The organism is Streptomyces abyssomicinicus (genome assembly GCF_008974245.1).
In the GTDB taxonomy this organism is placed as follows: Bacteria; Actinomycetota; Actinomycetes; order Streptomycetales; family Streptomycetaceae; genus Streptomyces; species Streptomyces abyssomicinicus.
On sequence record NZ_BBZI01000007.1, the window covers coordinates 182244 to 206764 of the forward strand.

General features: G+C 74.8%; 18 protein-coding genes. 11 read left to right on the top strand and 7 right to left on the bottom strand.

What is annotated here, in order from left to right:
• Positions 1–481: 481 nt before the first annotated feature.
• Positions 482–610: a hypothetical protein gene (locus GBN72_RS35875; protein ID WP_281371736.1), complete on the top strand. Its 129-nt coding sequence runs from the start codon at positions 482–484 to the stop codon at positions 608–610.
• Between the two features lie 161 nt (positions 611–771).
• Here the strand turns inward: GBN72_RS35875 and GBN72_RS14335 are convergent, their stop codons facing one another.
• Positions 772–2334: a pectate lyase family protein gene (locus GBN72_RS14335; RefSeq protein WP_151772182.1), complete on the bottom strand. Its 1563-nt coding sequence runs from the start codon at positions 2332–2334 to the stop codon at positions 772–774.
• 305 nt (positions 2335–2639) lie between these two features.
• On the opposite strand from GBN72_RS14335, the gene GBN72_RS14340 reads away from it, so the two are divergent.
• On the top strand, positions 2640–3737 hold the full coding sequence (locus tag GBN72_RS14340) for an ABC-2 transporter permease (RefSeq protein ID WP_151772183.1): 1098 nt from the start codon (positions 2640–2642) through the stop codon (positions 3735–3737).
• A gap of 18 nt (positions 3738–3755) precedes the next feature.
• On the opposite strand, the gene GBN72_RS14345 is transcribed toward GBN72_RS14340, so the two are convergent.
• The 5 genes from GBN72_RS14345 to GBN72_RS14365 form a co-directional block, all read right to left on the bottom strand.
• Positions 3756–4118, bottom strand: a complete 363-nt coding sequence (locus tag GBN72_RS14345; RefSeq protein ID WP_151772184.1) for a hypothetical protein — start codon at positions 4116–4118, stop codon at positions 3756–3758.
• 189 nt (positions 4119–4307) lie between these two features.
• Complete coding sequence (locus GBN72_RS14350) at positions 4308–6131, bottom strand: glucuronyl esterase domain-containing protein (RefSeq protein ID WP_151772185.1); 1824 nt, start codon at positions 6129–6131, stop codon at positions 4308–4310.
• Positions 6132–6599: 468 nt separating this feature from the next.
• On the bottom strand, positions 6600–7676 hold the full coding sequence (locus GBN72_RS14355) for a TAXI family TRAP transporter solute-binding subunit (protein WP_151772186.1): 1077 nt from the start codon (positions 7674–7676) through the stop codon (positions 6600–6602).
• Positions 7673–9097 (bottom strand): sensor histidine kinase, encoded by a 1425-nt coding sequence (locus GBN72_RS14360; protein WP_151772187.1) that lies wholly within the window; start codon positions 9095–9097, stop codon positions 7673–7675. Before GBN72_RS14360 ends, GBN72_RS14355 begins: the two co-directional genes overlap by 4 nt.
• Before the next feature lie 9 nt (positions 9098–9106).
• A complete protein-coding gene (locus GBN72_RS14365; protein ID WP_151772188.1) occupies positions 9107–9775 on the bottom strand; it encodes a response regulator transcription factor in 669 nt (222 codons plus the stop codon).
• 234 nt (positions 9776–10009) lie between these two features.
• Between GBN72_RS14365 and GBN72_RS14370 the strand changes: the two genes are divergently transcribed.
• Positions 10010–10939, top strand: a complete 930-nt coding sequence (locus GBN72_RS14370; protein ID WP_151772189.1) for an amidohydrolase family protein — start codon at positions 10010–10012, stop codon at positions 10937–10939.
• 86 nt (positions 10940–11025) lie between these two features.
• The gene (locus GBN72_RS14375; RefSeq protein ID WP_151772190.1) at positions 11026–12405 is read left to right on the top strand and encodes an MFS transporter; all 1380 of its coding nucleotides are present in this window, start codon (positions 11026–11028) and stop codon (positions 12403–12405) included.
• 72 nt (positions 12406–12477) lie between these two features.
• On the opposite strand, the gene GBN72_RS14380 is transcribed toward GBN72_RS14375, so the two are convergent.
• The gene (locus tag GBN72_RS14380; RefSeq protein WP_151772191.1) at positions 12478–13920 is read right to left on the bottom strand and encodes a carotenoid oxygenase family protein; all 1443 of its coding nucleotides are present in this window, start codon (positions 13918–13920) and stop codon (positions 12478–12480) included.
• A 489-nt stretch (positions 13921–14409) separates the two neighbouring features.
• Here GBN72_RS14380 and sigJ point away from each other — a divergent pair, with 489 nt between their 5' ends.
• The 7 genes from sigJ to GBN72_RS14415 all read left to right on the top strand — a co-directional run bounded on the left by sigJ (position 14410) and on the right by GBN72_RS14415 (position 24477).
• Positions 14410–15354: an RNA polymerase sigma factor SigJ gene (gene sigJ, locus GBN72_RS14385; protein WP_151772192.1), complete on the top strand. Its 945-nt coding sequence runs from the start codon at positions 14410–14412 to the stop codon at positions 15352–15354.
• 124 nt (positions 15355–15478) lie between these two features.
• Positions 15479–16714, top strand: coding sequence for an NAD(P)/FAD-dependent oxidoreductase (locus tag GBN72_RS14390; RefSeq protein ID WP_151772193.1), 1236 nt, complete (start codon positions 15479–15481; stop codon positions 16712–16714).
• A gap of 271 nt (positions 16715–16985) precedes the next feature.
• A complete protein-coding gene (locus tag GBN72_RS14395; protein WP_151772194.1) occupies positions 16986–17849 on the top strand; it encodes a hypothetical protein in 864 nt (287 codons plus the stop codon).
• Between the two features lie 109 nt (positions 17850–17958).
• Positions 17959–18585, top strand: a complete 627-nt coding sequence (locus GBN72_RS14400) for a YigZ family protein (RefSeq protein ID WP_151772195.1) — start codon at positions 17959–17961, stop codon at positions 18583–18585.
• A 188-nt stretch (positions 18586–18773) separates the two neighbouring features.
• The gene (locus GBN72_RS14405; RefSeq protein ID WP_151772196.1) at positions 18774–20174 is read left to right on the top strand and encodes a lipase family protein; all 1401 of its coding nucleotides are present in this window, start codon (positions 18774–18776) and stop codon (positions 20172–20174) included.
• Positions 20175–20305: 131 nt separating this feature from the next.
• Positions 20306–21469 (top strand): exonuclease SbcCD subunit D, encoded by a 1164-nt coding sequence (locus GBN72_RS14410; protein ID WP_151772197.1) that lies wholly within the window; start codon positions 20306–20308, stop codon positions 21467–21469.
• On the top strand, positions 21466–24477 hold the full coding sequence (locus GBN72_RS14415; protein ID WP_151772198.1) for an AAA family ATPase: 3012 nt from the start codon (positions 21466–21468) through the stop codon (positions 24475–24477). Before GBN72_RS14410 ends, GBN72_RS14415 begins: the two co-directional genes overlap by 4 nt.
• The last annotated feature ends 44 nt before the right edge of the window (positions 24478–24521 follow it).

Here is a 24521-nt window from a genome sequence, read left to right on the forward strand (position 1 = left end):
TCGCCGCCGTACCCGTGGCGGAAGCCGCAGGTCCGGGCGGTGCTGTCCGAGTCGGTCACCCTCCCGCCGCGAAAGCCGCCGCAGCCGGGACCGCCGTACGTCCGGCCGTCACCGGCCCCGGTCACGGATTTGGTTTCGGCGGGCATGGTGCTGTACGGGGGGAGGCGTGCACGGGCGGCCACCGCCGGAGGTGCGGCCGATACCGGCGGGCGCCTCAACGGCGGCTGCGCGCGCTGGCACGGGGGCACGAGCCCGTGCGCTCACCCCGCGCGCTCACCGTCGACCTCGGCGATCCAGGCGGCGTCCACGGCGGGGGCGTCCACGGCGGGGGAGTGCTTCGCGGCGTGTGCGGCGACGACCGTGGCGACCCGGGTCTCGACGGCGGGGTTCTCAAGGGCGGAGTTCCGGCCGAACTGCCGCGTGTGGAGCTCCCCGTGGGCCGGCTGCGTCCGGCGCCGTCCGGCGGACGCTCACACCGGCCGTGCTGCGGGGAGCGTTGCTCGACCTGCTCGACCTGCTCGACCTGCTCGCCACCGACGGCGAGCGCAGACCGACGGCCGCGGTCCACGGGCACCTGGCGTTCCTGCGGTCCGGTCACGGTGGCGGGTGACGCCCGCCGGGGCCAACGCCCGCCCGGAATACGCGATGTGCCGGCCGCGCCCCGCGAGGGGCACGGCCGGCACACCGTCCGCCACCGGCCGAGGTCCTGTGGAGGTCCCGGCGCTCCCGGGCCGGAGCGGGTCCGCGGACCGGCCGGGGCGGACGCCGGAACTAGCCGGAGTAGGTCTCGAACTCGGCGATCCGGGGGGTGCCCTGGGCGCTGGTGATCTCGAAGGTGATCTTGCTCAGCGAGGTGCGCGGGATGTCGACGACGCCCGCGGTGGTGCCGGTGGCGAGCACGGCTCCGGTGTCGTGGTTGAGGAGCCTCCAGGACCGGACGGCGCCCACCGCCCCCGCCGCCTCACGGATGCCGACCTTGGCGACTGTCGTGGCCGAGCCCCACTTGACCGAGACCGAGCCGGTGGTGCCGGCCGGCGACCAGTAGGTCGTCAGGCTGCCGTCCCGCACGTTGCCGTAGCTGGTGCCGTCGGCCTTGCTGGATCCGTCGGCGCCGGCGCCGAGGCTGAGGTTGGTCCCGGTGGGCTGGGACGGCGTCGTCGTGGGGGCGGGCGTGGTGGGGGCCGGCGTCGTGGGCGTCGGGCCGGGGGTCTGCGGCGTGCAGTTGCCGTCCGAGACGCGCAGGCCCTTGTTGGCGCCCGCCGTCTGGCTCACCACGCCGGGCACGCAGCTCGCCGCGTCGGGGCTGAAGCCGTACGGGATGCTGACCGTGGTGTTCGACGTCGGGTTCGGCCCCGCGGGGTTGTTGTCGCCGCTGCGGCTCGACCACGTCACGTTGTCGAAGATGTTGCCGCTGACCTGCCAGTAGCCGGCCGCGTCCGTGTAGAAGGTGCCCAGGACGTCCTTGGAGTCCTCGAAGTAGTTGTTGTCGACCTTGGCGCGGGCGCCGGCACGGGAGTTGATGCCGGACTCGTTCAGGCCCACGTAGTGGTTGTTGTAGATGTGGGCCACGCCGCCCCGCAGCAGCGGCGTCCGGGAGTCGATGTTCTGGTACAGGTTGTGGTGGAAGGTGACGAACCCGTTCGACACGTCGCTCTCGCTGGACCCGATGAGGCCGCCGCGGCCCGAGTTGCGCAGGATGCTGTAGGAGAGCGTCACGTACTGGGTGTTGTCCTTCATGTCGAACAGGCCGTCGTAGCCCTCCGACTCGCCGCCGGAGGCCTCCAGTGTGGTGTGGTCGACCCAGACGTTGCGGACGTCGCTCTCCATGCCGATGGCGTCACCGCCGTTGGAGGTGGGCGAGCCCGACTTCTTCACGTTCCGGACGGTCACGTTCTGGATGATGATGTTGCTGGACTCCCGGATGTGGATGCCCAGTTGGTCGAAGACGGCGCCGCCGCCGACGCCCACGATCGTGACGTTGCTGATCTGCTTGAGCTCGATCACCCCGTCGGCGGTGCTGCAGCTGTTCCCCGACACCTTGGCGGTGTTGGCGTGGTTGATCGTCCCCTCGACCTGGATGACGATCGGGGTGCTGCTGCTGGCCCGGTTGCACAGGGCCGTGTGGATCGCGGTGCCCGTCGTGGCCCGGACGGTCTGTCCGCCGGCGCCTCCGGTCGTCCCGCCGTTCTGGGTGGCGAAGCCGGTGGCGCCCGTGGCGGCCGCCGACGCCGTGGGCGTCGCTGCCAGGGGCAGCGACAGGACGCCTGCGGTCGCTGCCGCCACCGCCCCGATGGCCAAGGTCTTGAAGAGTCGTAAGCCGACTGCTCGTCCCATCCTCGTTCTCTCTTTCCAGGTTCAGGTGCCGGAACGGACTGCCCGTCGTGATGTCTGTCGTGATCATGACAACAGGGGTTGAGAAAGCGCTTTCTCCTCGTGACGATAGGGATCCCTCCGGGGGCTGACAAGGGTTGGTGTTCAGCTGGCTGTCTGGCGTGCAAGGGAGTGAACGCTCGCCGGCGAGCGTCCGGGGCGGGTCCAGGGATGCGGGTCAGGGGATCCTCCGAAAATAGGTGTACTATGCAATGAAAGTAGTTGCATTTACCAATTAATTCCGCCGACCATCGAAGGGACCGCTCGCCATGACCGCTTCCCCGGCCGCCGCCGTTCCGGACGGGGCTCCCGCGCACGCGGCTCCCCGTACGGGCCGGGTCCTCGGCCACGTCGCCCTCCACCTGCTGACCCCGCTGCTGATGTGTCTGGGGATGGGGCTCGCCTACCTGAGCGCCTTCCACGCGCCCGAGCCGAACGGGATGAAGGTGGCTGTCGTCGGGACGGGTGCGCGGGTGCAGGTGCTGGCCCAGACCCTGAAGGACGAGGCCGGTGACGCCCTCGACGTCACGACCGTCGCCACCCGTGACGCCGCCGTGGACCGCCTGATGGACCGCGACCTGGCGGCCGCGTACGTGCCGTCCGCGGACCACCCGAAGCTGCTCGTCGCCAAGGGCAACTCCGACACCACGGCCACTGTCGCCGAGGGTGTCTTCCGGACCGTCGCGGCCGGGCGGGACGCCGTCCTGACGGTGACGGACGTGGCGCCGACCGCCGACGGGGATCCCACCGGACAGGGACTCTTCTTCGTGCTGGTCACGATCAGCATCGGCTCCTACGCCAGTGTCGCCGCCATCGGCGCCGCCGGCGCCGCCCTCAGGCTGTGGACCCGGGCCGCCATCGGCCTGGTGACCTCGCTGGTGGTCAGCGTCATCGGCGCCGTCCTGGCGGGCCCCGTGTTCCACGTCGTCGACCACGGCCTCACCGCCGTGTGGGCCATGGCCTGGCTCTACTCGGCGGGCATCGTCGCGATCGGCGTCGGCCTGCACACGTTCCTCAAGCGGTGGACCACGCTGGCGATGATGACGCTCTTCGTGATGCTCAACTTCACCTCCTCGGGCGGCATCTTCCGCCCCGAACTGCAGCACGGCTTCTTCGGGGCACTGCACGCCTTCTGGAACGGCGCGGGCTTCGTCGAGGGCGTCCGCGACCTCCTGTACTTCCACTCCGGCGCGGGCTTCGGCGGCCGCCTCGCCTCGCTCGTCGCCTGGCTGGGCGTCGGCCTCCTCGTGCTCGCCGCGGCGGACCGGACCGAGCGGCGGGCGCGGCGGGCCGCCGCCCCCGCAGCGCTGCCCACGGCCGAGGAGCGGGACGCGGAGGAGGAGGTGGGCGAGGCCGTCGCCGCCTGACGGGCGGGGTGCGCGGCGTCAGCTCCCGCGGCTGCGCCGCGCCTCGCGGACGAAGTGCCGTCCGAAGGTGAGGGCGCCCCACAGCAGCAGCACGTTCGCCGAGGCGCCCGCCGCGTAGGGGACCAGGAAGGAGAACGGGCCGAATTCGGGGTCCGAGGGGTCCGAGGAGTCCCAGGTCTCCCCTGCTCCGCCGGCCAGGCACAGGGCGGCGACGGTGACCACGGTGGAGCCCGGGAAGGTCGCCAGGGTCAGGTACGCGCCCCAGTCGTCGGGCGCCCCGGCGGCGCCGTGGGCGACGGCGGCCACGGCGGCGGCGCCGACGTAGCCCGTCGCCGCCAGGGTGCCCCATCCCGGGCGGCGTGGAGTGCTGGTCCGTCTCATCGGCGTTCCGTCCCGCGAGGTCGGTTCAGTGGCGGGGCGCGACGGGCGTGCGTCCCGGGTGGATGTCGCGCCCCGGAGGGACGCGCGCTCACCGACCCCATTATTGAACACGTTCAGAATGCTGGCCGCACCGCCCTCCGGCATGGGCGTGCCGGAGAGCGGTGCGGTGGGGGACCAGGGGTCCGGTGGTCAGGACGCGGTGCAGGTGAGGTTGGCCGGAGCGGTGGAGCCGCCGTTGGCCGTGTAGCCGAAGGTGACGGTGGCACCGGCGGCCAGGGTGCCGTTCCACTGGTTGTTGCGGACCGTGACGGAGCCGCTGGTGCCGGTGTGCACGCCGTTCCAGAGGCTGGTGACGGTCTGGCCGGAGGCCAGGGTCATGCCGACGGACCAGCCGCTGACGGAGCTCGTGCCCTCGTTGCGGACCGTCACCTCGCCCTGGTGGCCGCCGGGCCAGGAGTTGACCGTGCGGTGCGTCGCGGAGCAGCCGGCGCCCGGGGTGCCCCCGGTGGAGCCGGACGTCGTGCCCGAGGTGGTGCCGCTGGTCGTGCCGGTCGTGCTGCCCGCCGACGTGCCGGAGGTGGTGCCGGTCGTGGTGCCCGCCGACGTGCCGGAGGTGGTGCCGGACGTGGTGCCCGCCGACGTGCCGGAGGTGGTGCCCGCCGACGTGCCGGACGTGGTGCCGGTTGTGGTGCCCGCCGACGTGCCCGAGGTGGTGCCGCTGGTCGTGCCACCGGAGGTCCCGCCGTCGGCGAGGGCGGGGGTCGTCCAGTCCCGCCACCCCGACAGGCTGCCCGCCTTGGCGGAGGCGACGCGGAAGACGCCGGGCCCGCTGCCCGAGTTCTTCAGGAAGGCGTTGATGCTCTGCTGCATCGGCGTGCGCCACTCCGAACGCGAGGCGCAGTGGGTGCCGTCCTGCACGTCGGACCAGTACGAGATCGCGCTCTGCGCGCCGAGCGCCTTGTAGACCTCCGCGCCGCCGAGCGCGGCCACGCTGCCGGACTTGGCGGCCAGCCAGTCGACGTGCGGGTTCTCCATGACGAACAGGCCGCGCGGCGCGATCATGCCGATCATCTGGTGGGTGTCCACCGGCAGGTTGTTGGGCGAGGAGGTGTAGGAGCTGAACGCGTCGCCGAGCCACGGCTGTTCGCCGTAGGCGCTGCTCAAGGGCTGGGCCCCGCTCTCGCCGTTGACCCCGCGGAGGATCGGCGCGCCGCCGGTGCCCGACTCGACCGGCATGGTCAGCGCGATCCGCTGGTCGAACGCACCGGCCACGAACGCGCCCTTGCCGTAACGGGAGCAGCCGGTGACGCCCAGCGAGTCACCCCGCAGGACGGTGCCGCCCGACTGCTGGACGACGTCGATGATCCGGCTGACGCCCCAGGACCAGGCCATCAGCAGGCCGGTGGAACTCGTGTTGCCGTAAAGGGTGTAGAAGGCGCCCTGCTTGTTGGTGCGGGCGGTGCCCTCGCGGCCGACGGCGAGGGGGTCGTAGCTGATGACGGCGGCGCCGGCCGCCTTGATGGTCGCGGTGTCCGCGCCCAGGCCGCCGATGACGATCACGGCCGGGAACGGGCCGGTGCCGCTCGGCAGTTCCACCTTCGCCGAGAAACTGGCGCTGCGGCCCTGGTCGGAGACGTTCACCGTGATGTTGCCGCTGGACACCGTGCCGGTCACGGTCGGCTTCGCGGGCTTCTGGCCGTAGACGGTGCGCTCGGCCAGCTCCCTGATCTCCGCCCGGCGGCAGCGCCAGTCGGCCTTGCTGGTGATGCGGGTGCCGTCGATCCGCTTGAACGGGTCGGGGAGCAGGGAACCCGAGCCGGACGGGGTGCTCCCGACGGGGCAGTCGGCCCCCTCGTCCTCGACGGTGGAGGCGGCCACGGCCTGGGCGGCGGCGGCCGGGAGGGTGGCGGTCGCGGCGTCGGCCCGCGGATCCAGGGTGGTGAACACCAGGCTCGCGGTCGCCGCGAGCGAGGCCAGGGCCCAGGCCCAAGGCCGTTGCAGGGGTAAGCGCATGGGACCTCCAGGGGGAGGGGCGCGGCCGGGCCGGAGCCGCCCGGGGCCGCGCCGTGTGGGGGGACGGTGCTGCCGGCCTGACGGGGTGGGGCTGTCCTCGGTCAGGCGGAGCCTCCCGGCGCGGCGGGCGCGCGACCGCCGGTGCGGACGGGAGGGCCGGGAGCGCTCCCAGGTTAGGAACGGCGCGAGGGCGTGACAACGCTCCGGCGGCACCCGTCTCAGATTGGCCGTTCTGCCCCTCCTGGCCACCGGCGTACCGGGCGTCCCGGTGGGACGGATCGGGGGAAACCGGTGCCGGGAGACCCACCCCCGCCGTCATCGACTGGAATCATTCGGCCACTTCCGGGACAAGAGCGAAACTTTCCGAATGTTTCGGGCGGGCGGGCGGGTGTGCGGGTGCGTGGGTGTACGGGTGGGCACGCGGGTGGCCGTTCGGGCGGGGTGGCGGGGCGCGCGGAGCCCGCCTCCTCACCCGTGCAACGCGCGGTACGCCGTGACGGCCCCGGGGTGCAGCGGGGTCGCGCCGGTGCTGATCAGGCTGCGGATGTCGAGGAACTGGGCGCCGACGGCCCGGTCGGGGACCAGCGAGGCTGCGCGGAGGACCAACAGGCGGGTGAGCAGGCCGGCGACGGCCGGGTCGAGATCCGGGCGGCACACCAGCAGGTTGGACACCCCGACGGTGGCGACCCCGCCGGCCGCCCGGTAGGCCCTCGGGGGGAAGAGCACCTGCTCCAGCCCCATGTCGGTCAGCTGGGACCCGGTCACCGCCGAACCGGCGCGGTCGCCGCCCGCACCGGTCGTCGCGGTGCCGTCACCGCCGTCACCGCCGTCCGCGGTGCCCGCGTGCGGGCCGAGGCCCGGCAGCAGACCCGCCAGCGGAAGGAACCGCAGACCGGGGTCGGCGTCCAGGGCCGACAGCGCGGGCAGCGGCACACCGCCCGCCACCAGCAGACCGTCGACGCTCTCCTCCCGCATGGCGGCGGCCGCCTCCGCCAGCCGCAGATGCCGTACCGGCACGTCGGAGCCGGGCGCCAGACCCGCGGCGCGCAGCAGCCGTTCGCCCAGGTCGGCCGCTCCCGAGCCGACGGCTCCGAGCGAGACCGGGTGCCCGGCCAGGTCGGACACCGCGCGCACGGGGGAGTCGGCGCGCACCGCGAACTGCAGGTACGTCTCGTAGACCCTGCCGATCGCGCGCAGCGGCACCGGCTCGGGGAACAGGGCGGAGCCCCGTGCGGCCAGCGCCGTGTCCGTCATGACGAGCGCGAGGTCCACCTCGCCGTCGCGCAGCAGGCCGATGTTGGTGATGCCGCCCGCGGTGGTGCGGATACGGCAGCGCAGACGCGGACACTCCCGGGTGATCTCGGCGGCGAGGAGCCGGCCGAACGCCGCGTAGAACGCCGTGGGTTCACCGGTCGCGATGCGCAGGAGGCCACTGGGGCCCGGGCGCCGCCGCGGAGTGTCGCCGGCGAGCCCGCCCGCGGCCAGGGCGGCGGCTCCGGCACCGGCGCGCAGCAGCGTGCGGCGGTCGACGGAACGGGACGTCACCCGGCCCCCCGTTCCGTCGCGCCCGACGACAGCGGCACCAGCGCCCGGGCCTCCAGCCCCCGCGGCCGGACCTGGCGCAGCTCCAGCCGGCCCTCCCTGCCCGACAGGAGCTGCCGCGCGATGGCCAGGCCCAGGCCGGTGCCCGACGTGCCGGCGTGGCGGGACGAGCGCCAGAACCTCGTACTCGCCAGGGCCAGTTCGCCGGTGCTCAGCCCCGGACCGTCGTCGCGTACGGCGACCACCGCGAACGGCCCCTCGGCGGCGCAGCGGAGGGTGATCACGGCGCCCTGGCCCGCGTACTTGATGGCGTTGTCCAGCAGGATGCCGGTTATCTGGGCCAGCTCGTGGTCCGAGCAGGCGGCCACCACCGGGGCGGTGGCCGGCCCCGTCCCGGCCCCGGTGGTGAGCCGCGCGCCGGCGCGCCGGGCGACCGGCTCCCACAGCCGGTGCTGGGTCAGGGCGACCTCCTCCGCGTCGCAGCGGGCCTCCTCGCCGGTGCCCGCGGTCAGCTCTCCGGCCCGGTGCTCCGCGGCGGCCAGCGCCAGCATGTCGTCGAGCAGCGTCTCCAGGCGGTCGAGTTCCGTGGTGACGCCGGTGTACGTACGGTCGGCGGCCGGCGGCAGATGGGTGTGCAGGGCGTCCACCCGCAACCGCAGGGCGGCCATCGGATTGCGCATCTGGTGGGAGGTGTCCGCGACGAGCCGCCGCTGCTGATCCAGGGCGGTCGTCACGCTCCGCGCCATCCGGTGGAAACCGACGGCCAGCTGGCGCAGTTCGGGCGGGCCCTGGGCCCTGGCCGGCCCCGGCGGCAGCCCCGCGGCGAGCCTGCCGACGGCGTGGTCCAGCCGGCGCAGCGGCCGCACCACCCAGCGGGTGGCGGCGCGGGCCAGGACGGTGCAGGCGAGGGCGACCAGCGCCGTCCCGGCCAGCACGGCGGCCCAGCGGGTGCCGACGTCGTGCGCCGCGGCGCCCACCGACGCCCGCAGCACGACCGCACCCGTGACCCTGGTCCCGGTGCCCGCCGGCTCGGCGAACATCCGGTGTCCGTGCGACCAGGGGTGCAGCGCGTGGGTGGGGTGCGTCGTCTGGTTGCGCAGGGCCGCGTCGACCAGCCCGGCGACCGCCGGGTCCGAGGCCCGCATCCCGCCGGTCTGGACGACCGGGGCACGGCCGACGTCGGTGATGACGATGGGCTCCCCGTACAGCTGCGTGTGCCGGCGCGCCTCCGCGGCGACGACCGAGAAGTCGCCGGTCGTGGCCGCCTGGTCCATCAGCGACCCGAAACGGTCGAGGTCCGCACCGCGGGCGAGGATCAGCTGCTGGGTGCGGTCGGAGGCGGTGAACAGCAGCAGCGGAACGGCGAACGCGGCCACCGTGAGGACCACGAAGAGCAGCAGCACGGTCTGGACCCGGGAGCGCACGCGCCCGCCTCAGTTCCCGAAACGGAAGCCGAAGCCCCGGATGGTGGTGACCAGTCCGGGCCGTCCGAGCTTGGCGCGCACCTGGGCGAGGTGCACGTCCAGGGAGCGGGAGACCGCGCGGTGGGCGTCGCCCCACACCTCGTCCAGGACCTGCTCACGGCTGACCGCCGTGCCCGCCCGCCCCGCCAGCACCGCCAGGACGTCGAACTCCTTGGCGGTCAGCTCGACCGCCACCCCCGCCACCCGGACCCGACGGGCCTCGAGGTCGACCTCGACGTCACCGGCGCACACCGTGCGCGGGCCCGCGGGAGCCGCCGCCGTGCGCGCCGCGGCCCGCCGGGTCACCGCCTCGATACGGGCGAGCAGTTCGGCGAGACGCACCGGCTTGACCAGGTAGTCGTCGGCCCCCAGACGCAGCCCGCGCACCACGGACCGCTCGTCCCCGCGGGCGGTCAGGACCACCACCGCCAGGTCGCTCACCGCGCGCAGCCCGCGCAGCACCTCCAGGCCGTCGACGTCGGGCAGTCCGAGATCGAGGATCAGCAGATCGGCGCTGCGGTGGTAGGTCAGGACGTCCCTGCCGAGACGGACCCGCCGCGTGTCGTGGCCGTGGTCGTACAGCACCTCCACGAGAGCCGCGGCCACGCCGTCGTCGTCCTCGGCCAGCAGTATCCGCATCCGTGCCCACACCTCCCTCGTCGCCCTCGGCGCCCCGGAACCGGACGTGACCCGGGGCCCCGAATGTAGACCACGAAGGCGCCGCCGACCTGTGGCGTACGGCACATCGCCGCACGTCAGAGAGGCAGCCGGAATGTTAAGGCGAGGTTAGATCCCTGTCGCGACACCTGCTTCGGGCCCCAGGGCCGGGCCAGGCTCCAGCCGTCCATGAAGACGCGCAGGACCAGGAGAACCATGAGCGACCCGCACCCCCTCGCCGCCAAGACCCCGGGCTGGCTCGACTGGTGCCCGAACCCGTCCGTGCCCGCCTTCCGGCCGCCCCCGGGCGCCGTGGACGCGCACTGCCACGTCTTCGGCCCGCAGGCCGACTTCCCCTTCGCTCCGGAGCGCAAGTACACCCCCTGCGACGCCGGCAGGCGGCAACTGTCCGCCCTCCACGACCGCCTGGGCTTCGCCCGCAGCGTCGTCGTGCAGGCCACCTGTCACGGCGCCGACAACTCCGCCATGGTCGACGCCGTCCGGGCGTCCGGCGGCCGGGCCCGCGGCGTGGCCACGGTGCGCCCGGACATCACCGAGCGGGAACTGCGGGAACTGGACGCGGCCGGTGTGCGCGGCGTGCGGTTCAACTTCGTACGCCGCCTGGTCGACGCCTCGCCGCGGGACGACCTCGCCGTGATCGCGAAGAAGATCGCCCCGCTCGGCTGGCACATCGTCCTCTACTTCGAGAGCGCGGACCTGCCGGACCTCGAGGACTTCTTCGCCGCCCTGCCCGCCCCGCTGGTGATCGACCACATGGGCCGGCCCGACGTGACCCGCCCCGTCGACGGGCCCGAATTCCGCCGGTTCCTGCGCTTCGTCGAGGCCAACGACGTGTGGGTGAAGGTCACCTGCCCCGAGCGCCTGAGCGCGAGCGGGCCCTGGGCCGTGGACGGCGAACGGCACGCCTACACCGACGTCGTCCCCTTCGCCCGCCGCGTGGTCGAGGAGTTCTGCGACCGCGTGCTGTGGGGCACCGACTGGCCGCACCCCAACCTCACCGGCCACATGCCCGACGACGGACTCCTCGTCGACCACATCCCGCTCTTCGCGGTCACCGCCGACCAGCGGCGCCGGCTGCTCGTCGACAACCCGATGCGCCTGTACTGGCCCGGCGAGACCCCCTGACCGTCCGCCGCCGGGGCCCGCCCCGCCCGCCGGACCCGCCTCGCCCGCCCCCACCCCTCGCAGACACCCCCGAGAAGGCACCTCCCATGACACACCCGCAGGCGGTACCGCACGCCAACGCGCTGAACCGGATCAACAGGCTGCCCGTCGGCCGGTTCCACAAGGTCACCCTCCTGGCCATCTCCTTCGCCTACTTCTTCGAGTTCGCGGACATCAACACCTTCGCGACGACCGCGCCCAAGCTGATCGGCCTGTGGGGCGTGACCATCGACCAGGTCGCCTACGTCACCTCCCTGTCGTTCGTCGGCATGTTCCTCGGCTCGATCGGCGCCGGGGCCATGGCCGACCGGTGGGGCCGCAGGCGGACCCTGATGGTGACCACCCTGTGGTTCGGCTTCTTCTCGTTCGTCTCGGTGTTCGCCTGGGACATCGTGTCCCTGGGCGTCTTCCGCGTGCTGACCTCGGCGGGCCTCGCGGCGATGACCGTCGTCGCGGTGATCTACGTCAACGAGATGTACCCGGCCGCCGTGCGCGGCAAGTTCCAGGCGTACGCCATCGTCATCGGCATCTGCGGCACCCCGGCCACCAACCTCATCGCCAGTGCCGTCGTGCCGCTCAACGACTGGTCGTGGCGCCTGGTCTACCTCTGGGGCTCGCTCGGCATCCTGCTCGTCCTCTTCGGCAAGCGGCTGAAGGAGTCCCCGCGCTGGCACGAGAGCCGGGGCGACCACGCCGAGGCGGACCGGATCCTCCGGGAGATCGAGGAGAGCGTCGCCGCCGAGAAGGGCCCGCTCCCCGAGCCGCTGCCGCCCGTGGAGGAGCCCCCGGTGACCCGTGCGCCGCTGCGCCTGCTGCTCCAGAAGAAGTACCTGTACCCGACGCTGCTGCTCACCGTGCTGTGGGTGACGCAGACCATCGGCTTCTTCGGCTTCTCCAGCTGGGCGCCCACGCTGCTGGCCAACGAGGGGTTCAGCGTCGAGAAGTCCGTCTTCTACGTGGCCCTCACCACGGTCGGCGCGCCGCTGGGTTCGTACCTGGCCTCCCTGGTCACCGACCGGTTCGAACGCAAGTGGTCCCTCGCGGCGTTCGGCACCGTCATCGCCCTGTGCGGGCTGCTGTACGGACTCACCTTCAACCCGGTCCTGATCATCGTCTTCGGCTTCCTCGTCAACATGTTCGAACGCGGGTACACGGCGCTCGCCTACGCCTACTCCCCGGAGCTCTTCGACACCCGCGGGCGCTCGCTGGGAACCGGCGTCTCCTACGGCCTCGGCCGGCTGTCCAACGCGGCCGGGCCGCTGATCGTCGCCGCCGTCTACCAGGGCAGCGGGTACCGAAGCGTCTTCTACCTCATCGCCGGGGCGTGGCTGCTCGGCGCGATCGTCCTGGCGGTCTTCGGGCCCCGGACCCGGCAGGCGGCGGCCGCCCCGCCGAAGGACCGGGTGGAGCCCGTGCGCACGCCCTGACCGGCGGGCCCGTTCCGCCCGGGCCCGCCCCGCGGCCGCGCCGAGGTGCTCCCGGGCCCCTCGGCGCGGCCGTCACTCCTCGGTGGGCAGCCAGCAGCCGTGCAGGCCCAGGGGCACCCGGACGGGGATGCGCACGCGGGCGACCGGCCCGGCGGACGGGTCCTCCGCGGGCAGTACCAGCAGCCAACTGCTGTTGTCCGTGCGGTCGGTGGCGAACGTCAGCCAGTGGCCGCGGGAGCCGTCGCGCGTGCCGGGCACCGGAGCGAAGACGGGTTCGCCGACGGAGAGGTCGCCGGCGTCCCACGTCCAGCCGCCGGTGACTCCGCCGTTCCCGGTGGCGTACCAGCGCAGCGCGTCGTACTCGCCGGGCAGCAGGCCCCGGATGCGGCCGCTGTCCGCCGCGACGGCCAGCCACCGGTGCGGGCGGCCCACGCGGCGGTCGTCGATCCGGGGCAGCTCCACGCGTGCGTCGTCGAGCCGGGTGCGCGTCATGGTGCCGGCCGCGGGATCGACGACGGCACGGGTCAGGCCGTGCCGGTCCACGTCCCCGGCCCGGTGCTGGTCGGGGGAGCCGGGCCCGGGACCGAGGGAGAGGGCGGGCCACTGCACGTAGTCGAGGACGACCCGGCCGTCGGCCGGGTCGTCGTAGGCGTTGACCGTGTGCCACAGCCAGTACGCCTCGTCGGCGGCCCAGCGCACGGGGCCGCCGTCCCGCGGGACCAGGGCGACGCGGGTGCCCCGTTCGGGACGCCAGGCCAGGAAGGAACCGCCGTTCATCGCGGCGGCGATGTCGAAGTACGCGGGCGCCAGGGTCAGGACCAGGAAGCGGTCGGTGAGGGCCATGTCGTGGATCATCTGCGGCTCGTCGACGCCCTCCACGGGAGTCGGGCCCCGCCGTACGGCGCCGTCCGGTCCGATGACCGACCAGGTGAGGAAGGGCGGTTCGAGGGCGTAGCAGAAGACGGCCATCTCGCCGGTGACCGGATCGATCCGGGGGTGGGCGGTGATGCCGGCGGGCAGCCGCCCGTCGAAGGTCTCCTCGCCCAGCGTGTCGAGCTCCGCGCCGAGGCGGAACGGGCGGTCGGACTCGGCGAGGGCGAGCAGGCGGCCGGCATGCCGGACGACGTTGATGTCGGGCAGGGGCTTGAAGGTGTTCGCCAGCGACTTCCCCACCTCGTCGGGGCCGGGGAGGATCATCGACTCGAGCCCGCCCCACAGGGCGTGCCCGGCCTTCTCCTCGGCGATCATGGCCGGCGTGCGGACGAAGCGGTTGCGGTAACGGGCGCGGCCCTCCGACAGCCACACCCCGTGGACCATGCCGTCGCCGTCCAGCGGGTACAGGTAGCTGCCGATGGGGGTGAACCGGGGATTGGGGCCGTTGCGCAGGTAGACGCCGTCCAGGTCGTGGGGGAGTTCGCCGGTGACCTCGAGATCCGTCGCGTCGACCTCCGCGGTCACCGGGGCGAAGCGGCCGGTGAGGTGGGCGACGCGGGTCGGGTCGAAGGCGGGGGTCATGGCACCGTCCCTCCGGGTAGTCCGTGCCGTCCGTGCCTTGCGATCAGTAGAGGCCCCCCGCCCTCACCCTGCCACCTGGGACGGTCCGCGCCGCGGGGCTTGTCGGGTGCTGGTTCTGTTGTGCGGCGGTGCTTGTCGGGGCCGGCGGTCCGGCTGTGCTGCGGGACCGGCGGGGGCGGTCCTGCCCTGCTGCGGGACTTGCTCGGGTGCCGGTGCCGGTGCCGGTGCCGGTGCGCTGCCGCGCCGCGGGGCATGTCGGCGCCGCGGCGCCCGTCCGGCCGACGGTCGCGTCGCGTCGCGGGGTGGTCCGGCCGTCGGTCGCGTCGCGCTGTGGTCCCGACCCGCCTGCGGCGTGGGCAGGCCGGGGAAGGCGGGTCGGCCGGTCCGTCGGGTGGCAGCGGCAGCTCGGGGTCAGCGGCCGCGCGTCCGTGGAAAGCACGGGCCCCCGGGCGGGGGGCGGTGCGGGGGGACGGCGGATAGCATCGGGGCATGCCGCTGACCGCCGAGGACGTGGACAGGTTCGAGGTCGCCCGGCCCCGGCTGGGGGCGATCGCCTACCGGCTGCTCGGGTCCGCGAGCGACGCCGAGGACGCCGTCCAGGAGACGTACCTGCGCTGGCACGCCGCCGATCCGGAACGCATCGAGGTCCCCGAGGCGTGGCTGACCAAGGTGCTCACCCGGCTGTGCCTCAACCAGCTGACCTCCGCCCGGGCGCGTCGTGAGACCTACGTGGGCCAGTGGCTCCCCGAGCCCCTGCTCGAGGGGGACCCGATGCTCGGCCCGGCCGAGACGGCGGAGCAGCGGGAGTCGGTGTCGTACGCGGTGCTGACCCTGATGGAGCGGCTGTCGCCCAACGAGCGCGCGGTGTACGTGCTCAGGGAGGCGTTCGGGCACGCGCACCGGGAGATCGCCGACGTCCTCGACATCGGCGAGGCCGCCAGCCAGCAGATCTACCACCGCGCCAAGCGGCACCTGGCACAGGGCAAGGCCCGGACCGAGGTCGACGCGGGCGCCGCCCGGCGGATCGCCGAGGAGTTCCTGGCCGCCGCCACCAGCGGCAGGTACGACGGGCTGCTGCGCCTGCTCACCGACGACGCCGTCGCGATCGGCGACGGCGGGGGCAAGGTCCCGGCCCGGGCCAAGGCGTTCGAGGGCGCGCTCGCGGTCGCCAAGTTCATGTGGGGCCTCTTCCGGCCCGCCAAGGCCAAGCGCGACCTGGTCGGCGGCTCGCCCGGTGTCTACGCCACGACGGCCAACGGGGAGCCCGCCGTGGTGGCGGTCGTGGACGGGAGGGTCGTCGGCGTCGTGTGCCTCGAGCTCACCCCCGAGGGCATCGCCGGCTTCCGCAGCCAGGTCAACCCGGACAAGCTCCGGCGGGCCACCGAGCGGTGGGCGTCGGACGAGCGCGGGGAGCCCCTGTTCCACGCGTTCTGACCTCCCGGGGTCAGATGTGACTCAGGTCACATTCGCTTCCTGTCAGGAAACGGCGGGCTGTCCGGTTCAAGAGGCGTGACAGCCCGCGCGACGGGCGACCGACCGCACAGACAGGAGCAGGAAAATGCAGCACCGCGTCATCGTCCTCGGCGGCGGCTACAGCGGAGCCGTCGCGGCCGGCCGCCTCGCCAGGAGGCTGGACCCGGCGGATGTACGGATCACCCTCGTCAACGCCGCGCCCGACTTCGTCGAGCGGGTCCGGCTGCACCAGCTCGCCGCCGGTCAGAACCTCCGGCACCGGCCCTTGAGCGAGATGTTCCAGGGCACCGGGGTCCGGCTGAGGACGGCGGAGGTCACCGGGATCGACGTCGGCCGCAGGACCGTCAAGGTCAAGGGCGCCGCGGCCGACGGCGGCGGCGAGGAACTGGAGTACGACACGCTCGTGTACGCCCTCGGCAGCGGATGGGACGACCACGGCGTCCCCGGCGTCGCGGAGCACGCCCACGAGGTCGCGAGCCGCGCCGGCGCCCTCCGGCTCCGCGAGCGGCTGGCCGGGCTGGAGGCCGGGCGGTCCGTGGTGGTCGTCGGAGGCGGCCTCACCGGTCTGGAGGCCGCCACCGAGATCGCCGAGTCCCACCCGCACCTCTCCGTCTCCCTCGCCGTCCGCGGCGAACTGGGCGACTGGCTGTCGGTGAAGGGGCGCGGGCATCTGCGGAAGGTCGTCGACGGGCTCGGCATCGCCGTGCACGAGCACGCCGACGTCACCGGCGTCGCGGCCGACCGGGTCACGACGGCCGACGGCCGGGAGGTCCCGGCCGCGGTGACCGTGTGGACGGCGGGCTTCGCCGTGCATCCGCTCGCGGGGGCCACCGGCCTCGAGACCGGCGCGACGGGCCAGATCGTGGTCGACGCGACGATGCGCTCCGTGTCCCACCCCGACGTCTACGCCGTCGGTGACGCGGCCCTGGTCATGGGCCCGGGCGACAAGCCGCTGCGGATGTCCTGCGCCAGCGGGGTTCCCACCGCCTGGCAGGCCGCCGACTCCCTCGCGGCGCGCCTCACCGGCGGGAAGCTCCCGAGGACGCCGATGCGCTACTTCAACCAGTGCGTCTCGCTGGGGCGCAAGGAAGGGCTCATCCAGTACGTCACCGCGGACGACCGGTCCGTGAACGCCGCCCTGACCGGCCGGTTCGCCGCGCTCTACAAGGAGCTGGTCTGCAAGGGCGCGGCCTGGGGCGTCGCCAACCCGCTCTTCAGGATGCCCGTACGGCGCCGCCGGATCGCGCGGGACGCGACGGAGGCGTCACCGGTCGCCGGGGTCCGGGCCGCCGACGTGCCGGCCGCAGACGTCTCGGCCTGACCCGCCGGGCGGGGGGCCCGCACCGTCCGTCCGGTCGGCGCAGTCGCGCTGAGCCGTGCGGGGTGCGTGGGTCCCCCGGAGGGCCCTGCCCCGGCGCATGGGCGAGGCGGGCCGGGCGGGGCCGTGCTGGGGTGGAGGTCACTGCCCCCGTCCGGGGCGGCGCCGTCGCGGTGCGCGTGGAACGCGGTGACCGCCGGCGTCCGCGGATGCCCAGGCCTTCGCGGACGTCCCCGGCGCCCGCGGACGGGGCCGACTTCCCAGGAGGACGAAGATGACCCGATCCGTACGACGCCGACGTGTCCGCGTGGCCCTGTCCGTGGTGAGCGCCGCCCTGGTCGCCGCCGTCGCGGCGCCCCTCGCCCAGGCCGCCGGGCCTTCCGGGGGCACGGAGCGGTGCGAGCACGACCGGTGTACGAGCGGCACGCCCGGCGTGCTCGCGCCGCCCGGCTCGCCGGAACCGGGCCCGCTCCCCGGCGAGGACGCCGCTGACCCCGGGCAGGCTGCCGGCCCCGGGACGCCGGAGCCCGCCGCCGGCCCCGAGGGCGCCGACCACACGGCCCCCGGCCCGGCCGCCGGTGACTCCGGCTCCGCGGTCACCGACCCGGGGGTGACCGACCCGGGGGTGACCGACCCGGGGGTGACCGACCCCATGGGCGCGGACCCCACGGCCGTCGGGTCTCCGGACGGGGACTTCGCGGGTGCCGACCCCATGGGCGCCAACCTCATGGGCGCGGACCCCATGGGTGCCGACCCCATGGGCGCGGACACCGCGACCGCGGACCCGATGGGCTCGCAGTTCGCGGCGGAGCTGGAGCCGGGCGTCACTCCCGACCCCGCAGCCCCGGAGGAGGGCGCCGGCCCGGCGTCCGCGCCGGCACCGGACGCGGCCGCGGAGGAGTCCGTGCCGTCCGGGTCGCCGGCCGGCCAGGACGTCCCCGAGTGGCCGGCCGAGCAGACGGAGCAGACGGAGCCCGGAACGCAGGACGGCACCGGGGAGCCCGCCCTGCCGGAACCGGACCAGGTGGCCCCGGCGAACCCCGACGCCGGGCAGGGAAGCGGGGAGGAGACGATCGAGCACCAGGCGTCCCTGCTCCCCGCCTTCGACGGCGCCCCGCGGCAGGAGAACGGCGCGTAGACCGGGCGGGCCCGAAGGGCCACGGCGGTGGTCGGCGACGACCCCTGCCGTGGCCCTTCGCCGCGCACGCGCCGTCGGCGGCCCGCGGGCGACCGCATAGGCTGGGCGGATGCAGGACGAGTACCGCACAGTGGCCCGCGCGGGCGTGCACGAGACCGAGGTCAACCGCTCCCGCTTCCTGTGCAGCCTCGCCCCGGCGGCCACCGAGGAGGAGGCCCAGGCCTTCCTCGCCGCCGTCCGCAAGGAACACGCGGACGCCACGCACAACTGCTACGCCTATGTGATCGGCGCCGACGCCTCCGTGCAGAAGGCCGGCGACGACGGCGAACCGGGCGGCACCGCGGGCGTGCCGATGCTGCAGATGCTGATGCGGCGTGACATGCGGTACGTGGTGGCCGTGGTGACCCGGTACTACGGCGGCGTGAAGCTGGGGGCCGGCGGGCTCATCCGTGCCTACGGAGGAGCGGTCGGGGAGGCCCTGGACGTCCTGGGGACCCGCACCCGGCGGCGGTTCCGGGTGGCCACGGTGACCGTGGACCACCAGCGGGCCGGGAAGGTGCAGAACGACCTGCGGTCCACCGGGCGCGAGGTGCGCGACGTGCGGTACGGCGAGCAGGTGGAGATCGAGATCGGCCTCCCCGACGCGGACGTGCCGGCGTTCCGGGCATGGCTCGCGGACAGCACGGCCGGCTCGGCGGGCTTCGCGCTCGGGGGAGAGGCGTACGGGGACGCGTAGCCGCGCCTGCACCCACGCCCGCACTCGCGCACGCACCCACGCTCGCCTCGAAGGGCCGTTCCGGCCCCGTGGGCGTGGCGTTCATAGGGTCCACGCACATGTCTTGTCACCACATGTGGCACCCCCTTACTCTCCAGTAGGTAACCGCCGGTAACACGGCGACGCGCAGTCCTGCCCGCCCTCCGACGATGACAGGAGTGAGCCGCGTGGAGAGATCAAGGGCCACCGACCGGCCGCGAACCGCCTCCCCGACCCGCAGCTCCAGCCGAAGCTCCACCCGCCTGCTGCTGTCCGCCGCGCTGGTCGCCCTGGCCTGCGTCGGCGCGCAGACCGCGGTCGCCCAGGCCGCGCCCGCCGCCCCGGCCGCCCCGGCCGCGACGGCCGCCGGCTTCTACACGCCGCCCGCGAGCCTCCCCGCGCAGAACGGCGCCCTGGTCCGCACCGAGCCGCTGCCGCTCGCCATCAGCCTGCCGAGTCTCGGCGGCCCCTTCCCCGGCAAGGCCACCCGGCTGATGTACCGGTCCACCGACTCCAACGGCGAGCCCGTGGCGGTCACCGGCGCCTACATCGAGCCCTCCGCCGCGTGGCGCGGCGGCGGCGCCCGCCCGCTGGTGGCCGTGGCGCCGGGCACCATGGGGCAGGGCGACGAGTGCGCCGCCTCCAAGGGGCTGGAGCACCCCATCCTGCTGGAGGGCGACTCGGTCTCGGTCGGCTACGAGGACCTGTCGATCTACCGGCTGCTCGCCTCGGGCGTCGCCGTGGTGGTCACCGACTACGTCGGCCTGGGCACCACCGACAGGCTGCACACCTACGTCAACCGTGTCGACGGCGGACACGCCGTGCTGGACGCGGTCCGGGCCGCCCGCTCGCTGCCGGGGACGTCGCTGCGGCCCGAGTCGCGGGTCGGCCTCTACGGCTACAGCCAGGGCGGCGGCGCCACCGCGGCCGCGGCCGAGCTGGCGGCGTCCTACGCCCCCGACGTCCAGCTGGCCGGGACGTACTCCGGCGCGCCGCCCGCCGACCTGACCGAGACGATCAAGGGCATCGACGGCAGCGCCCTCACCGGGGCCCTGGGCTGGTCGCTCAACGGATTCCTCCAGGCCGACCCCGGCCTGCGGCCCATCGCCGACGCCCACCTCAGCGACAAGGGCCGGGCCGCACTGGAGGACCTGTCGGGCATGTGCATCGGCGACTCGCTCCTCGCCTACGGGTTCCGGCGCAGCAGCTCCTGGACGACGGACGGGAAGTCCCTCTCGCAGATCGTGGAGAGCGAGCCGCGCATCCAGGAGGTGCTGGACGACCAGCGCATCGGCAACCTCAAGCCCTCCGGGCCGGTGCGGGTGGCCACCGGGGTCCAGGACGACATCGTGCCGCACCGGCAGTCGCGGCAGATGGCGGTCGACTGGTGCCGCAAGGGCGCGAACGTCACCTACGAGGCGATCGCGCTGCCGAACCTCGGCGACAAGATCGTCACCAACCACATGGTGCCGCTCCTCACCGACCAGGGCGCGGCCATCGACTGGCTGAAGGACCGGCTGGAGGGCAGGTCCGCGGTCTCCAACTGCTGGAGCATGCCGCTCCAGCCCTGACGGGCCGTCGGGGTTCCCCGCGCGCGGGCGGGGGCGGCACGCAAAGCCGCCTCCGCCAGCAAGGCGGGGCATTCCGGACAAAATTCGGCCCACGGCGTCGCTGTCGGTGGCCACCGTTAAGGTCGGTGGGCATGAGGCTGCTGCACACGTCGGACTGGCACCTGGGCCGGTCGTTCCACCGGGTGAACATGCTCGGGGCCCAGGCCGCGTTCGTCGACCACCTGCTCGTCGCCGTGCGCGAGCACCGGGTCGACGCGGTGGTGGTGTCGGGCGACGTGTACGACCGGGCGGTTCCGCCGCTGGCCGCCGTGGAGCTGTTCGACGACGTCCTGCACCGGCTCGCCGGCCTCGGCGTGCCGACGGTCATGATCTCCGGCAACCACGACTCGGCCCGCCGGCTCGGCGTCGGCGCCGGGCTGATCGGCCGGGCCGGGATCCACCTGCGCACCGACGCCGCCTCGGCCGGCACCCCGGTGGTGCTCGCCGACGCCTTCGGCGAGGTCGCCTTCTACGGCCTGCCCTACCTCGAACCCGCCCTGGTCAAGGACGAGTTCGGGGTCGACAAGGCGGCCCACGAGGCGGTGCTCGGCGCCGCCATGGACCGGGTGCGGGCCGACCTCGCGACGCGTCCCGCCGGCACCCGCTCGGTGGTGCTCGCCCACGCCTTCGTCACCGGCGGCCGGGTCAGCGACAGTGAGCGCGACATCACCGTCGGCGGCGTCGCCTCGGTACCCGCCGCCGTCTTCGACGGCGTCGACTACGTCGCCCTCGGACACCTGCACGGCTGCCAGACGATCACCGAGCGCGTCCGCTACAGCGGCTCCCCGCTGCCCTACTCCTTCTCCGAGGCCGACCACCGCAAGACCATGTGGCTGGTGGAGCTCGACGCCCGGGGCGGCGTGGCCGCCGAGCGGATCGACTGCCCGGTGCCCCGCGCGCTGGCCCGGATACGCGGCCCGCTGGAACAGCTCCTCGCCGACCCGCACCTCACCCGGCACGAGGACGCCTGGGTCGAGGCCACCCTCACCGACCCGGTGCGGCCGGCCGACCCCATGGCCCGGCTCTGCGAACGGTTCCCGCACACCCTCAGCCTCACCTTCGACCCCGAGCGGGCCCCCGGCGAGGCAGGCGTCTCCTACGCGCGCCGTCTCGCCGGACGCGACGACCAGCAGGTCGCGGAGGACTTCGTGGCCCATGTCCGGGGCGCCGCGCCCGACGAGGAGGAGCGCGCCGTGCTCCGCGAGGCCTTCGACGCCGTGCGCGCCGACGCCTTCGCCAAGGAGGCCGCCCGATGAGGCTGCACCGGCTCGAGATGACGGCCTTCGGCCCGTTCGGCTCCACCCAGAGCGTCGACTTCGACGAGCTGGCCGGAGCCGGCCTGTTCCTCCTGCACGGTCCCACCGGCGCGGGCAAGACCTCCGTGCTGGACGCCGTCTGCTACGCGCTCTACGGCAAGGTGCCCGGCGCCAGGGAGAGCGGACACAGCGGCGGCCAGGGCTCCGCCCTGCGCAGCGACCACGCCGACCCCGCCGTCAGCACCAAGGTCACCCTGGAGCTGACCGTCGCCGGCCGCCGCCTGGAGGTCACCCGGCAGCCCGCCCGGCTCCGCCCCAAGAAGCGCGGCACCGGAACGACCCCCGAGAAGGCACAGAGCCTGCTGCGCGAGTACGACCCCGCCGCCGGCGCCTGGAAGAGCACCGGCAGCCGCTCCCACCAGGAGATCGGCGAGGAGATCACCCAGCTCCTCGGCATGAGCCGGGAACAGTTCTGCCAGGTCGTGCTGCTCCCGCAGGGCGACTTCGCCCGGTTCCTGCGCGCCGACGCCGAGGCCCGCGGCAAGCTGCTCGGCCGGCTCTTCGCCACCGAGCGGTTCGGCGAGGTCGAGAAGCGCCTCGCCGAGCGCCGCCGCGCCACCGAGGCGCAGGTCAAGGACGCCGACACCGACCTCCTCAACCGCGCCCACCGCATGCGGCAGGCCGCCGGCGAGGCCATGGAACTGCCCGGCCTCGCGCCGGGCGACCCCGGCCTCGCCGAGGCCGTGCTCACCGCGGCCGCGGTCGCCCGCAGCACCGCCCGCGAACAGCTCGCCGTCACGCGCTGCGCGCTGGACGCCGCCGAGACGGCCCGGGCGCGGGCCGAACGCGACACCGTCGAAGCGCGCGAACTGGCGCGCCTGCAGAAGCGGTTCGGTGACGCCGAGGAACGCGCCGCACGCCTCGAGGAGGCCTCCGCCGCCCACCACGAGGCCCAGCGCGTGATGGAGCGCTCCCGCAAGGCGGAGGCGGTGGCACCCACCCTGGACCTGCGGCGCTCCGCCGAGGCCGAGCACCGGCGGGCGGCCGCCGCCGAGCAGCGCGCCCGCGGCCTGCTCCCCGCCCGGCTCGCCGGCGACGGCGCGGCCGGACTGGCCGCCGCCGCCCGCCGGGCCGCCGAGGAACTGGGCGGCCTGGAGTCCGCGCGCCGTGCCGAGACCCGCCTGCGCGCCCTGGCCGCCGAGCGGGACCGGCTGGACCGGCAGGAGCGGGCGGACGAGGAGGCGCTCCAGGAGGCCGAGGAATGGCTGGCCGGCTGGGAGGAGACGCGCACCGCCCTCCAGGACCGCCTCGAGGCGGCCCAGGCGGCGGCCACCCGCGCCGAGCAGCTCGCCGCCCGGCAGGAACCCGCCCGGCGGCGGCTCGACGCCGCCCGCGAGCGGGACCGGCTGGCCGCCGGGACCGCGACCGCCGGGCAGGACGCGGCGGCCGCCCGGCTGAGCGCCGCGGCAGCCCACGAACACTGGAACACGCTGCGCGAACAGCGGCTGGACGGCATCGCCGCCGAACTCGCCGCCGCCCTGCGCGACGGCGAGCCCTGCGCCGTCTGCGGCTCCCCGGACCACCCGGCACCGGCCGGCAAGGACGTCGGCCATGTCGACCGGGCCACCGAGGAGGCCGCCCGCGCCGGGCACCGCCGCCTCCAGGAGGCGGCCGACGACGCGCAGCGGCGCCACGCGCGTCTCCGCGAGGCGCTGGCCGCCGCCGTCGCCGAAGCCGGCGAGGACCCCGCCGACGAACTGGCCCGCGAGCTCGCCGAGCTGACCGAGCGGCACCGCCGGGAACACCTCGATGCGGGCGACCTGCACCCCGCCCGCGAGGAGCTGCGCCGCGCCGAGCAGGAACACGCCCGCCGTACCGCGGCCCGGCAGGAGGCCGCCGTCCGCGCCGCCGCCCGCGTCGGGCACCGCGAACGCCTCGACCAGGAACGCGTCACCCTCGAGCGGGAGCTCGCCGAGGCGCGCGGCACCGCCGCCAGCGTCACCGCCCGCGCCCTCCAGCTCGAGCGGGCCGTCACCCTCCTCGACGAGGCCGCCGACGCCGCCCGCGCCGCCGAGGACGCGGCCCGCCGGCTCAAGGACGCCGACGCCCGGCTGTCCGACGCCGCCTACCGGGCCGGGTTCGACACCCCGCAGGCCGCCGCCGACGCGCTGCTCGACGCCGCCGACCACCGCGCCCTGCAGCACCGCCTCGACGCCTGGCAGCACGAGCACGCCGCGGTCCGCGCCGTGCTCGAGGAGGAGGACACCGCAGCGGCGGCCCAGCTGCCGCCCGCCGACGCCGGCGCCGCCGAGGCCGCGCTCGCCGCGGCCGCCCGGCGGGCCCGCGAGGCCGCCTCCGCCCACGACGCCGCCGAGCGGCGCTGCGCCGACCTCGACCGGCTCTCCGAGGAGGCCGCCCGCGCCGCCCGCGCCCTGGCCCCCCTGCGCGGCCGGCACGACAAGGTCGCCCGGATGGCCGGCCTCGCCGCGGGCACCTCCGCGGACAACGAGCGCAGGATGCGCCTGGAGTCCTACGTGCTCGCCGCCCGCCTCGAACAGGTCGCGGCGGCGGCCACCGCCCGGCTGCTGCGGATGTCCTCCGGCCGCTACACGCTGGTCCACTCCGACGACCGCTCCGGCCGCGGCCGCAGCGGCCTCGGGCTGCACGTGGTCGACGCCTGGACGGGACGGGAGCGGGACACCGCCACCCTCTCCGGCGGCGAGACCTTCTTCGCCTCCCTCGCCCTGGCCCTCGGCCTCGCCGACGTGGTCACCGACGAGGCGGGCGGCGTCCGGCTCGACACCCTCTTCATCGACGAGGGCTTCGGAAGCCTCGACGACCAGACCCTCGACGAGGTCCTCGACGTCCTGGACTCCCTGCGCGAACGGGACCGCAGAGTGGGCATCGTCAGCCACGTCGCCGACCTCAAGCGCCGCGTCCACGCCCAGCTCGAGGTGGTCAAGGGCCGCCAGGGGTCGGTGCTGCGGCAGCGCGGGGCGTCCGGCTGAGCGCGCGGACCGCCGGCCGCTCGCGGCCGAGGACGGTCAGCCGG